This is a genomic window from Thioalkalivibrio sp. ALJ3 (assembly GCF_000377205.1).
In the GTDB taxonomy this organism is placed as follows: Bacteria; Pseudomonadota; Gammaproteobacteria; order Ectothiorhodospirales; family Ectothiorhodospiraceae; genus Thioalkalivibrio.
Genome location: NZ_KB897905.1, coordinates 209,586 through 221,460 on the forward strand (window position 1 = coordinate 209,586; position 11,875 = coordinate 221,460).

The following is an 11,875-nucleotide window of genomic DNA, read 5'->3' on the forward strand; positions in this document are numbered from 1 at the left end:
GGCTCCGGCTCCGGCTCCGGCTCCGGCTCCGGCTCCGGCTCCGGCTCGCCCGAGTCTTCAGCGAGCATGTCCTCGGGCTGAATGCTGTCAAGGTCGATCCAGTGGGCCTGCAGTCCACCACCGCCCCCGGACTCCATCAGCTCGGGCTCTTCGCCGTCGCGAACAAGCCAGAGCCCACCCAGCACCGCAGCATGCAGCGCAACACTGACGGCCAGGCCCAGCGCGAGGGGGCGGGCGGGATCTTGACGAGGTGGTTTCATGAGAGGCATTGGCGTGATCCGGACACCGCATTATTCGGCGCCCGACGTCCGTCTGCCAGCACCCCACTTTTCCGCGCGTCGTTCCGCACGGACGCTACACTATAGAGAACGCGAATGGTTTGCAACACCATTTACGAAAACCGGGAAAGATGATGCATGGACACAAAAAAGGCCCCGGAGTCCGGGGCCCTTGAGGGTCCGCCCTGCGCAGGGCGAGGCATGCGGACGCGCTCAGTGCTGGTGACCGCCGACGCCGTGGGCATGGCCATGCTCCAGCTCCTCGGCGGAGGCCTCGCGCACCTCGACGACTTCGACGTCGAAGTTAAGGTTCTCGCCGGCCAGCGGGTGATTACCGTCCACGGTCGCGGTCTCACCCTCGACCTTGGTCACGGTCACGGTCAGCGGGCCGTTCTGGGTCTGTGCCTGGAACTGCATGCCCGGCTGCACGGAATCCACGCCCTGGAAGGCCTCCAGCGGGATCTCCTGCACCATGGCCTCGATCTTCTCGCCATAGCCCTCTTCCGGCGTCACCTTGGCCTGAACTTTATCACCGGCGCCCTTGCCCTCGAGTTCGCGCTCGAGACCCGGAACCAGCTGGCCGTTCCCGTGCAGATAGGCGAGCGGCTCGCGGCCTTCGGAGCTGTCGATGGTCTCGCCAGCGTCGTTGGTCAGGGTGTAGTGGATGGACACCACGGCGTTTTGTGCAACTTGCATGGGCTTCGCCCTCTCGATACATGAACCGCACAGGGTAACGCGCATGGCCCCGTGGCGTCAGGTCCACCCTTTTCCGGGGCGGTTTCCGGGGCTGGACAACAGCCTTCCCCGGTCTCGCGATCAGGCCTTTTGCAGCAGTAGACGGTTCAGGCGCGAGACGAAACCGGAGGGATCCTCTAGCTGACCGCCTTCCGCCAGCAGCGACTGATCGAACAGCAGCGAAGCCAGATCGTTGAAGTCGTCGCCTTCGGCGGCGCGCAAACGCTCGACCAGCGGGTGTTTCGGGTTGATCTCGAGCACTGGCTTGCTGGAGAAGGTCTCCTGCCCGGCCTGCTTCAGCAATTCCTGCAGATACAGCGCCATCTCGTGCTCGCCGAGCACAATGCAAGCCGGCGAATCGACCAGGCGCTTCGAGGCGCGCACGGAGTCGACGCGCTCGCCCAGCGCGGTCTGGATACGCTCCGGCAGGTCGCCCAGGTCCTGGTCGGCCTTCGCGCTGTCGTCCGCGGCATCCTCTGTCGCCGCCTCCTCGCCGATAATCTTGTCCAGATCGAGGTCACCCTTGGCGACATTCTTGATCGGCTTGCCATCGAACTCGCGCAGGTGCGAGAGCAGCCACTCGTCGACCCGGTCGGACAGCAGCAGCACCTCGATATCGTGCTTGCGGAAGATCTCCAGGTGCGGGCTGTTGCGCGCCGCGCTGGCGTTGTCGGCTGTGATCACGTAGATCGCATCCTGCCCGTCTTTCATCCGGCCGATGTAGTCGGCCAGCGAGACGTTCTGGGTGTCGTCATCATTTTGCGTGCTGGCGAAGCGCAGCAGGCCCGCGATCTGTTCGCGGTTGGCGTAATCCTCGCCCGGACCCTCCTTCAGCACGCGGCCAAAGTTCTGCCAGATCTCGGCGTATTTCTCCGGCTCGTTCTTCGCAATGCTCTCCAGCAGGCCGAGGATCTTCTTCACCGAACCGGAGCGGATGGAATCCACCAGGCGATTGTCCTGCAGGATCTCGCGCGAGACGTTCAGCGGGAGATCGGCCGAGTCCACCACCCCGCGCACGAAACGCAGGTAGTTGGGCAGCAGTTTCTCGGCGTCGTCCATGATGAACACGCGTTTCACGTAGAGCTTGACGCCGTGGCGGGCGTCGCGGTCCCACAGGTCGAACGGGGCGCGTTTGGGGATGTAGAACAGCGTGGTGTACTCCTGGCGTCCCTCAACATGGTTGTGGGTCCAGGCGGCCGGGTCCTCGAAGTCGTGCGCGACGTGCTTGTAGAACTCGCGGTACTCGTCGTCGCTGATCTCGCTCTTCGGCCGGGTCCACAGGGCGCTGGCGCGGTTCACCGTCTCCCACTCGTCGGTAGGCTTGCCGTCGTCGTCCGCCTTGCGCATGCGGATCGGGAAGGCCACGTGGTCGGAATAGCGGCTGATGATGTGACGCAGGCGGACGGACTCGAGGAACTCGTCGGCGTCCCCCTTCAGCGTCAGCGTGATCTCGGTCCCCGCCTCGGGGCGCTCGCAGTCGCTCAGGGTGTACTCTCCGTCGCCGCGCGACTCCCAGCGGGTGCCGGCGTCCTCGGGTGTCCCCGCGCGACGGGTTTCGAGGCGGACAGAGTCGGCCACGATGAACGAGGAGTAGAACCCGACGCCAAACTGGCCGATCAGCTGCGAGTCCTTCTTCTGATCGCCGGTCAGCTTCTCGAGGAAGGCCTTGGTGCCGGACCGCGCAATGGTCCCGATGTGCTCGATCACTTCGTCGCGCGACATGCCGATGCCGTTGTCGCGCACGGTGACGGTCCGGGCCTCCTTGTCCACCTCGACGTCGATCGCCAGCTCGGCTGGCTGCGGGATCGCGTCGGGCTGGGCCAGCGCCTCGAAGCGCAGCTTGTCGCAGGCATCCGCCCCGTTGGAGATCAGTTCGCGCAGGAAGATCTCGCGGTTGGAATACAGCGAGTGGATCATCAGCTGCAACAGCTGACTGACCTCGGTCTCGAAGCGGCGGGTCTCGGTATGGCCCTGGGCGGCCGATGCGGTCTGCGTGTCCGTCATGGTCCTGTACGTCCTCTCGTGCGCTCAAATGGGTTTGACAGCACGCAACGTGGGGTCGCCGGGCACGTTTTCAAGACCTGCGGCCATGTAAAGCCCTCCCAGGCCGTCGGGATCCAGGAGTGTATGCACTGGCAGCAGAGCTTCCTCGAGGCGCGCTTCCAGCTGGCAGGGTGGATTCAGGATCAGGACACCGGAACCGCTCAGGCCAGCATGCGCGGAAGGGTCGCGGTGCATCCTCAGCTCGCTTACCAGCCAGGGATTCCTCATTTCCGCAATCAATGTTCCCCGCAGGAAGCGGTCGAGACGCGCCGACATCACCGGATACCAGATCATGATCACCGCGTCGTGCCACCGCGCACGGATCAGCCGCGCGATCCGCACCACTTCCATGTACTCGTATTGTCGCTTGTAGGGTGGATCGAGCAACCCCAGACCACGTCTACGCGGCGGTATCTCAGTGCGTACCGCGTGGAGGGCGTCGACTTGATGGACCTGGCACCGGGCGTCGCTGCGAAGTGTCTGCTGCAGAACGGCATGAGGGTCGGCATGCGGTTCACAGGCGACCAGTGAATCCCGCTCCCTAAGGCCCGCCTGTAGCAGCACGGGCGAGCCGGGGTAGGATCGCAACCGCCCCGGATCCGACTGCCACGCCGCGATGGACGCAATATAGCCCTCCAGAGGCGAGCCCCGCGCGACGTCACCGCGGACACGCCACAAGCGCCCGATCCCCTGCTCCCATTCCCCCGTGCTGCTGGCAAGTTCGCCTGTCAGGTCGTACTGTCCGGCGCCTGCATAGAGGTCCATGGCCACGAGGGGGCGGGCAGATTCCTGCAGGGCCTTGAGCACGACCCACAGCACCAGGTGCTTGTGGACATCGGCAAAGTTGCCGGCATGGCGTGCATGGTCATAGCGGATCATCCGCCCTCCATACAAAAAAACCACCACGAGGGACCCGCGGTGGTTCAAGCAGGGTAGCCCGAAGGGCCCACCCGCAACCGTGTGTACGGCTTACTGATTCACCGGCGATTCCGGATCGAGCAAATAAGCCATCACGTGGCTGATCTGCTCCTCGGTCAGGAAATTCCGCCCGAATCGCGGCATGTATGTGCAAGGGAAATACTGGTGCGGGTTGCTTACAACCTCGTGCACGTAGTTCAGGACCGACTCATCGGTACCGCGCTCGCGTCCGTAGTTCGCAAGGCTCGGCCCGATCGTTCCGTAGGTGGTTTCGGCCGGATCCATCTGGTGACAGGCATAGCAGTTGGCGCCTGGCTCGCGCGTGCCGTGGTCATCGTTGTTGTGCCCGACGCGATAGCCATACCCCGAGCGGGCCAGCTCGGCACCCCGACGCCAGTCGCCCAGTTGCACCCCACCATCGGGACGCTCGTAGGATGCCCGCGCGGCGGCTACCACCTGTCCGGCGGTCTCGCTATTCGGGGAACCCTCCAGGGAACACAGCGCCTGGATTTCATCCTGCTGCATGCGCTCACGCGCGGTACCCCCTTCCTGGACATCCTGGTCCAGACGGAAGCTGTTGGTCTCGAGTACCAGATACTCGGCCAACTCCTCGGGGCTCATCTGGGTAATATCCACCTCGCGGTCCGAGGTGTCCTGGAAGAACTGGTCACAACCGGCCAGTGCCGCCGAGGCCGATACAACCACCGCGGCAGTCAGAATTCTACGATTGAACATCCCTGAGCCTCCCCTCACGTCCGTCAAGACCGATGGTTTCTATAGCCTGTGCCGCTGCCCGCGGCCCATCGGTGCCCCTGTTCAGCCCATCTGTGCGGCCCGGCGGGCATACTGGTACAACGCCCAGATCTGCAAACGCCCGACCGCGGAAATTCGTAAGGAAGCGGACTGCCACGCACAAGGCGTGACAATCCGTTACTGCTTTGCTTCTTGACTGCCCGGCCCAACAGGACCGGGCAGTTGTCGCACGAGGCGACTTACCGGTTGTTAACCGGGGACTCCGGATCGAGCAGGTAGGCCATGATGTGGCTGATCTGCTCTTCGGTCAGCAGCCCCTGGAAACGCGGCATCTGCGTGCAGGGGAAGTACTGGTGCGGGTTGGAGATCACCTGATGCACGTACTGACGGATCTCCTGGCTGTCGCCACGCTGCGCACCGTAGTTTTCGAGGTTCGGGCCGATGGTGCCCTGTACCGAAACGCTCGAATCCATCACGTGGCAGTTGTAGCAGTTGCCACCCGCCTCGCGGGTACCGTGGTCGTCGACGTTGTGGCCGATGCGGTAACCGTAGCCGGAATCCGCCAGCTCGGCACCCTTGCGCCAGTCACCCAGTTCAATGTCGCCTTCCGGGGCCTGATACTGCTCCCGGGCGAGCGCGACGACCCGACCGGCAACCTCGCCGTCCAGGTCATTCCGCGTGGAGTCGAACGAGCAGGCCTTCTGGATTTCGTCCTGGGTCATGCGGTCGCGCCAGCCACCGCCTTCCTGCATTTCCTGATCACGCCAGCTACCGGTCTCGAAGATGAGATGCTCGGCCAGTTCCTCGGCGCTCATGGCCGTGATATCCACGTCATCCGCCTTGTTGCCGTCGGCGACGGCACAGCCGGCAGCCAGGGCGACGGATGCAAATGCGGCTACACCGGCCGCAACAGTGTTTTTATTAAACATACTTGATGTCTCCTATTGCGTCCGTAGTTACCGCTTCAGGTCGGGCAGGATGGCCGGTTCGCCACGCGCCGCGTCATTCCAGTAGGAGATCAGCGCGGTGTTGACCGGGGTATCCGGCAGGATACCGGCATGACGCATCTGCCAGATGCAACCACGGATACGGTGGTTCTGGCTGCGAACGTTGTCCTGTCCCGCACGGTGGGCCGGCCAGGAGACCGCCTTGGTCCACTCCTGCGAGTTGCGCATTTCCGGCAGCACGGATGCACGGATCTGCTTGCCCGAATCCCCATGGCAGGCCGCGCAGTTGAAGTCCATCGCACCACCACGGCGGAAGAACAGCACCTCGCCGGCATCACGCATCGCCTGTTCCTTCGGGTGATCCAGCGGCGGATTCCAGGCATACCCGGAGGACTGGTGAGCGATGTAGGTGGTCAGGCGCATGATGTCCGAGCCGGAGCCGTGACGCTGCGAGACCGCGGAGTCATCGGACGTAAAGCCCTGGATTTCCTTCATGCAGTGCACCAGGCGCATTTCGAAGTCCATCACCTTGCCGGTGTCCTCGAAATAACGCGGCAGTTCGACATAGGCGCCTTCCAGCACGCCCTCGCCCTTGCCAAAGTCACAGGACTCCAAGGAGGCGTTGTTCGGGCCGCGTTCCTTGTAGAACAGCTCTTCGCCATCGTCCAGCAGGTACAGGGCGGGGTTGTCCGGCATCATCATGATGTTCATTTCACTCTGATGCAGGTACTTCGAGTCGGGCTGCGCCTCGAGCAGCTTCTGCAGGACATCGTTCGGGTCCTGCCATTCGGCCTGGGCAGCGGTGCCCGCAACCCCGACCGCCATTGCTACGGGCAACGCAAGCAATGCTTTCTTGAACATGGAAACCTCCATCACACGGTTTTTTCGATACGGTCCGTGGCCGGAACGGCCCGGACCTGTGTAGCAGAGTGCTGAACCGGGGTCCGCGCTGTCAACACAAAAGGCTATATTAGCTTTTTCTAACAGTCTGTTTTTCAAGGATTCTCGGGGCTCAACACCGTCAGGCAGACGTTGATTGCACCGATTCTATTCCGCTACAAGATGGATTTTTTGACGAATCGAGGAGTCGACCAAGGCCAGGTCCGGCTATGCCGACCAGCAAGTCATTGAAGGGTCGAAAGGAAGTAGTGTCCCGCAGCGCGAGCGCGCCGCATGGTCGGACGGATAGACCTAATCGAGTTGGAGCACGCCCTCGTGGACGAGCAGGGCTCGCTTCACCTCGGCCAGCGGGCCGTCCTGGTCACCCGCATAGCCGCCAATGTCGCGCGCACCCCGGTAGCGCGCGGACACGACCCGATGACAGGGAATAAACAGGGGCCAGGGGTTGGCCCGGCAGGCCTGCCCCACAGCACGCGGGGCCGACCCAATCTCGGCGGCGATCTGCGCATAGGTACGGACCTCGCCCACCGGGATCGCCGAAAGGGCCGACCAGACGCGACGGGCATGCGCGGTCCCCGGGGGCACCGCCGACGTGGCCCGCCATTGCAGCGGGTCAGATGCGTAGTCCGCCGGGTCGAAGGCAGGGGAACAACGATCAGCCGCGGGGATGTCCCGCAACGGCGACAGATCGTATACGTCGTCGGGGCGCTGCCAGCCACAGGCCAGCAGGTGTCCCTGGTCGGACTCCAGCCACGCAAAAGCCAGCGCGACTCCCGGCAGGAGACAGCGCTGGCTTCGCAAGGCCGATTCGGCCGACAACGGAAAACCGGGCGGGCGCGAGCGGGGCTGCGCGGCCACCGCGGTCATCAGGCGCCGTTCCGGTTCGCCTTGATGTCTTCCTTGATACGCGCGGCCTTGCCGGTACGATCCCGCAGGAAGTACAGCTTGGAGCGACGCACTTTACCGCGGCGCTTCACCTTGATATCGGCGATTTGCGGGCTGTGTGTCTGGAAGGTCCGCTCCACGCCGTTGCCGTAGGAAACCTTGCGCAGGGTGAACGCCGAGTTGAGGCCACGGCTGCGCTTGCCGATCACCACACCCTCGAAGGCCTGCAGGCGCTCACGCTCGCCTTCGCGCACCTTCACCTGCACCACCAGGGTGTCGCCCGGACCAAAGTCCGGCACGTCGGACTTCATCTGTTCGGCTTCCAGTTCCTGAATCACGCTGTTCATCGTTCGACCTCAATCATCGCTTTCGGTATGCGGACCGCCCGTCCGGCGTTCCACACGGTATTCGTCCAACAGGGCCAGATCCTCGGCCCCGAGTTCTTCGCGCGCCAGAAGATCCGGCCGCCGTTCCCAAGTACGCCCCAGCGCCTCGCGTCGGCGCCAGCGCCGTATGGCGCCATGGTCGCCTCCCAGCAGGACCGGCGGTACCGCACGCCCCGCGGCGACCTCCGGCCGCGTGTAGTGTGGGCAGTCGAGCAGGCCCTCGCTGAACGAGTCCTGCCCGGCGGAATCCGCATGCCCGAGCACACCCGGGAGCAGGCGCGCACAGGCATCGATCACCACCATCGCGCCCAGCTCGCCACCAGACAGGACATAGTCGCCCAGCGACCATTCCTCGTCGACCTGCGCCTCGATGAAGCGCTCGTCGATGCCCTCGTAGCGGCCGCACACCAGGGCCACACGCGGCTTCCTGACCAGCTCCCGCAACATCGCCTGCCGGATCGGCCGCCCCTGCGGGGTCAGGGCGATCACGTGCAGGGGTGCCGTCGCGTCGGCCCGCGCTGCCTCCAGCGCGGACGCCAGCGGCCCATACTGCATGACCATGCCGGGACCGCCGCCATAGGGGCGATCATCCACCGCCTGGTGGAAACCGGCACCCCAGTCACGCGGGTTCCAGGTCTCCAGCGCGAGCCGGCCCTGCTGCACCGCCCGCCCGGTCACCCCGGACTCGCCCACCGCCATCACCAGCTCCGGAAACAGCGTGACGATATCGAAGCGCATCGTGCGCCTCAGAATTCCGGGTCCCAGTCGACCCGCAACCGCCGGGCCTCCAGGTCCACATCCAGAACGTACTGATCCCGTACCCACGGGATGAGTCGTTCGCGGTCGCCGCGCACGACCAGCACATCATTGGCGCCGGTCTCCATAAATCCGGAGATGTGCCCAAGCGCAGTCCCGTCTTGATGCTCGACTTCCATGCCCAGCAGGTCGGCCCAGTAATACTCGCCGTCCTTGGTGGGCGGGAGCCAGTCGCGCTCGATCGCCAGCTCGGCGCCCATCAGGCCGTAGGCCGCCTCACGATCCGCGGTCTCGGCAAATTTCATCACGACGCCGGGCCCGTGGGCCCGGCCCGCTTCGACCTCCGCGAGCCGCCAGGCGGCGCCGGAACGCAGCCACAGGCGGGGGAAGTCGGCAATCGCGGCGCGCGGCTCCGTCTCGGAAAAGATCCGGACCCAGCCCTTCACGCCGTACACCCCGGAGACGCGCCCGACGCGGATGCGTTCACCCGCCTCGCTCATCACCGGGGCTCGGACTACGCGTAATCAGCGAGCCGACGGCCTCAGGCCGCGGCTTGCTGCTTGCGGTAGCCCTTGACCAGATGGTTCACACGCTCGGACAGGGCGGCGCCGTGGCCCAGCCAGTAGTCCACGCGCTCCAGGTCGATGCGCAGCGGCTCTTCCTGACCGCGGGCGACCGGGTTGAAGAAACCGATCTGTTCCTTGTAACCGCTGTCCCGACGCTTGCGCGAATCGGTGACAACGATCGAGTAGAACGGGCGCTTTTTGGCGCCGCGGCGAAGCAGGCGAATCGTAACCATATGTTCTGTAGAACCCCGTTTGAGTCCGTTTTCTCGAGAAAACGCGCGATTATAACGAATCCCGCCGCCAGCACAAGGTGCCGAGGGCAAGCCCGGCGGCCAACTAGCGAAACGGCATGCCCCCACCGGGGCCGCCCATTCCACCCATGCCGCCGACTTTTCCGCCCAGGGCGCGCATCATCTTCGATGCGCCACCCTTGGAGAATTTCTTCATCGCTTTGCTCATTTGCGCGTGCTGCTTGAGCAGGCGATTCACGTCCTGAATCTGGGTACCGGACCCGGCGGCGATCCGGCGCTTGCGCGAACCCTTGATGATGTCCGGATGGCGCCGCTCGTGCTCGGTCATCGACGAGATCACCGCCATCATGCGACCGATCTCCTTGTCGTTGGCCTGGTTCTTCACCGCGTCCGGCAGCTTGCCGCCCCCGGGCAGCTTTTCCAGCATCGAACTGATCCCACCCATCTTCTGCATCTGGCCGAGCTGCTCGCGCAGGTCGTTCAGATCGAAGCCCCGCCCCTTCTTCAGCTTGCGCGTGAGCTTGGCCGCCTTGTCCTGGTCGACTTGACGGCTGGCCTCCTCGACCAGGGACAGGACATCGCCCTTGCCAAGGATGCGCGAGGCGATGCGCTCGGGATGGAACGGCTCGAGCGCATCCGGGCGCTCGCCCATGCCGATGAACTTGATCGGCACGCCGGTGATCTGGCGCACCGACAGCGCGGCACCACCACGGGCGTCACCGTCGGCCTTGGTCAGCACCACGCCGGTCAGCGGCAGGGCCTCGCCAAAGGCGCGCGCGGTATTCGCCGCGTCCTGGCCGGTCATGGAGTCGACCACGAACAAGGTCTCGATCGGATCGATCGCCTGATGCAGGCTCTTCACCTCGGCCATCATGTCTTCGTCGACATGCAGCCGCCCGGCGGTATCCACCAGCAACACCTCGGTGCCGTCACGCCGCGCGCGCTCCACCGCGCCGCTCGCAATCGCGTCGGGGTTCTGGCTAGTGTCACTGGAATAGAACGTAACCCCGACCTGCCCGGCCAGCGTCTCCAGCTGCTGAATCGCCGCCGGTCGGTAGACGTCGCAGCTGACCACCGCGACCTTCTTCTTCTCGCGCTCGCGCAACAGGCGCGCGAGCTTGCCGATACTGGTGGTTTTGCCCGCGCCCTGCAGACCGGCCACCAGCACCACGGCCGGCGGCTGGACCGCCAGGTTCAGCGAGGCGTTCTCCCCGCCCATGGTCGCGATCAGTTCGTCATGGACAACCTTGATCAGGGCCTGCCCCGGGGTCAGGCTCCCGATGACCTCCTTGCCCAGGGCCTTTTCCTTGACGTCCTTGACGAACTCGCGCACCACCGGCAGGGCCACATCGGCCTCCAGCAGGGCCATGCGCACCTCGCGCAACGCGTCCTGAATATTGTCCTCGGTGAGCCGCGCCTGGCCTTTCAGGCGCTTCATGGTCTCCTGGAGGCGGCTGGAAAGGCCGTCGAACATCGTCTGTCCTCGTCTCGCTCGGGCCCCGGTCATCGCCGGGAAGGACCGCACAGTATAGCGGGCCCGACACCCCGGCTGCACGGCCCCAGTCGCATTCCGGGTTTGCCGGCACGAATGTGCATTCAGGCGCGCGAGCGGGGATAATCGCCAGCCATGACCACCGTTGCCGGATTGCTCGCCGTAGCGCTGTATCTCGCCACCACGGGATACCTGATCGTCGCCACCCGCACCCAGCCCCTGGCGGCCGGGCAACCGCGCGCGCCCCTGATACTGTGGCTGGCCGCCCTGATCGTGCACCTGGCGGCCCTGATCCCGCTGGTGGTAACCGAGGCCGGCCTGAACCTGTGCCTGGGCAATGCCCTGTCCGCCTCGCTGTGGCTGGTGGCCGCGCTGCTGTGGCTGACCGCCCTGCGTCACCCACTGGCCGTGCTGGGTGTGGTGATCCTGCCGCTCACCGCACTGGCGGCCCTGGGTGCCCTGCTGTGCGAAGACGGCACGCGCTACGCGACCTCGGCCGGGATCGACGTGCATATCCTGTTTTCGGCGCTAGGCTGGGCGTTCCTCGCGCTCTCCACGGCACAGGCCGCGGTGATGGCCACTCAACACCGAGCACTGCACAACCATCACACTTCCGGGATCGTGCGCTTCCTGCCGCCACTGTTCTCGATGGAGATCTGGCTGTTCCGCATGATCTTCATCGGCTGGCTGTTCCTCGGGCTCAGCCTGCTCTCCGGGCTGATCTTCGTGGACGACCTGTTCGCCCAGCACCTGGTGCACAAGACCATCCTGTCGCTGCTGGCCTGGGGGATCTTTTCTATTTTGTTGCTCGGGCGCTGGCGCCTGGGCTGGCGCGGGACGCGGGCGCTGGCCTGGACCACCGGTGGTTTCGTGGTACTGGTGCTGGCCTACTTCGGTTCCAAGCTCGTGCTGGAAGTCATCCTCGGGCGTGTCTGATCAGGGCACGCTCGGGCTTGACACCCCGG

The 11,875-nt window shown here is 64.9% G+C and carries 13 protein-coding genes and 1 pseudogene; 1 reads left to right on the forward strand and 13 read right to left on the reverse strand.

Annotated features, from left to right (window positions below):
- The 13 genes and pseudogenes from C935_RS13310 to ffh all read right to left on the reverse strand — a co-directional run.
- Nucleotides 1–269: pseudogene (locus C935_RS13310) on the reverse strand (energy transducer TonB); the annotation flags it as partial.
- Between the two features lie 222 nt (nt 270–491).
- Nucleotides 492–974 (reverse strand): peptidylprolyl isomerase, encoded by a 483-nt coding sequence (locus tag C935_RS0101020; RefSeq protein ID WP_018860659.1) that lies wholly within the window; start codon nt 972–974, stop codon nt 492–494.
- A 120-nt stretch (nt 975–1,094) separates the two neighbouring features.
- Nucleotides 1,095–3,017, reverse strand: a complete 1,923-nt coding sequence (gene htpG / locus C935_RS0101025; protein ID WP_018860660.1) for a molecular chaperone HtpG — start codon at nt 3,015–3,017, stop codon at nt 1,095–1,097.
- 24 nt (nt 3,018–3,041) lie between these two features.
- Nucleotides 3,042–3,935 carry a 23S rRNA (adenine(2030)-N(6))-methyltransferase RlmJ gene (gene rlmJ, locus C935_RS0101030; RefSeq protein WP_018860661.1) on the reverse strand — a complete coding sequence of 298 codons (894 nt, stop codon included), beginning with the start codon at nt 3,933–3,935 and terminating at the stop codon, nt 3,042–3,044.
- Between the two features lie 90 nt (nt 3,936–4,025).
- On the reverse strand, nt 4,026–4,709 hold the full coding sequence (gene soxX, locus C935_RS0101035; protein WP_018860662.1) for a sulfur oxidation c-type cytochrome SoxX: 684 nt from the start codon (nt 4,707–4,709) through the stop codon (nt 4,026–4,028).
- A gap of 257 nt (nt 4,710–4,966) precedes the next feature.
- Nucleotides 4,967–5,656, reverse strand: a complete 690-nt coding sequence (soxX, locus tag C935_RS0101040; RefSeq protein WP_018860663.1) for a sulfur oxidation c-type cytochrome SoxX — start codon at nt 5,654–5,656, stop codon at nt 4,967–4,969.
- A gap of 27 nt (nt 5,657–5,683) precedes the next feature.
- Complete coding sequence (soxA, locus tag C935_RS0101045) at nt 5,684–6,499, reverse strand: sulfur oxidation c-type cytochrome SoxA (RefSeq protein ID WP_018868060.1); 816 nt, start codon at nt 6,497–6,499, stop codon at nt 5,684–5,686.
- Nucleotides 6,500–6,865: 366 nt separating this feature from the next.
- Entirely contained in the window at nt 6,866–7,441 is a 576-nt protein-coding gene (locus C935_RS0101050; RefSeq protein WP_018860665.1) for a methylated-DNA--[protein]-cysteine S-methyltransferase, read from the reverse strand.
- On the reverse strand, nt 7,441–7,806 hold the full coding sequence (gene rplS / locus C935_RS0101055; RefSeq protein WP_018860666.1) for a 50S ribosomal protein L19: 366 nt from the start codon (nt 7,804–7,806) through the stop codon (nt 7,441–7,443). The genes C935_RS0101050 and rplS overlap by 1 nt, the downstream gene beginning before the upstream one ends.
- 9 nt (nt 7,807–7,815) lie before the next feature.
- Nucleotides 7,816–8,583, reverse strand: coding sequence for a tRNA (guanosine(37)-N1)-methyltransferase TrmD (trmD, locus tag C935_RS0101060; RefSeq protein WP_018860667.1), 768 nt, complete (start codon nt 8,581–8,583; stop codon nt 7,816–7,818).
- An 8-nt stretch (nt 8,584–8,591) separates the two neighbouring features.
- Nucleotides 8,592–9,101, reverse strand: a complete 510-nt coding sequence (rimM, locus tag C935_RS0101065; RefSeq protein WP_018860668.1) for a ribosome maturation factor RimM — start codon at nt 9,099–9,101, stop codon at nt 8,592–8,594.
- Between the two features lie 41 nt (nt 9,102–9,142).
- A complete protein-coding gene (gene rpsP, locus C935_RS0101070; protein WP_018860669.1) occupies nt 9,143–9,400 on the reverse strand; it encodes a 30S ribosomal protein S16 in 258 nt (85 codons plus the stop codon).
- 103 nt (nt 9,401–9,503) lie between these two features.
- Nucleotides 9,504–10,892, reverse strand: coding sequence for a signal recognition particle protein (gene ffh, locus C935_RS0101075; protein ID WP_018860670.1), 1,389 nt, complete (start codon nt 10,890–10,892; stop codon nt 9,504–9,506).
- A 153-nt stretch (nt 10,893–11,045) separates the two neighbouring features.
- Here ffh and C935_RS0101080 point away from each other — a divergent pair, with 153 nt between their 5' ends.
- Nucleotides 11,046–11,846: an inner membrane protein YpjD gene (locus C935_RS0101080; RefSeq protein WP_018860671.1), complete on the forward strand. Its 801-nt coding sequence runs from the start codon at nt 11,046–11,048 to the stop codon at nt 11,844–11,846.
- The last annotated feature ends 29 nt before the right edge of the window (nt 11,847–11,875 follow it).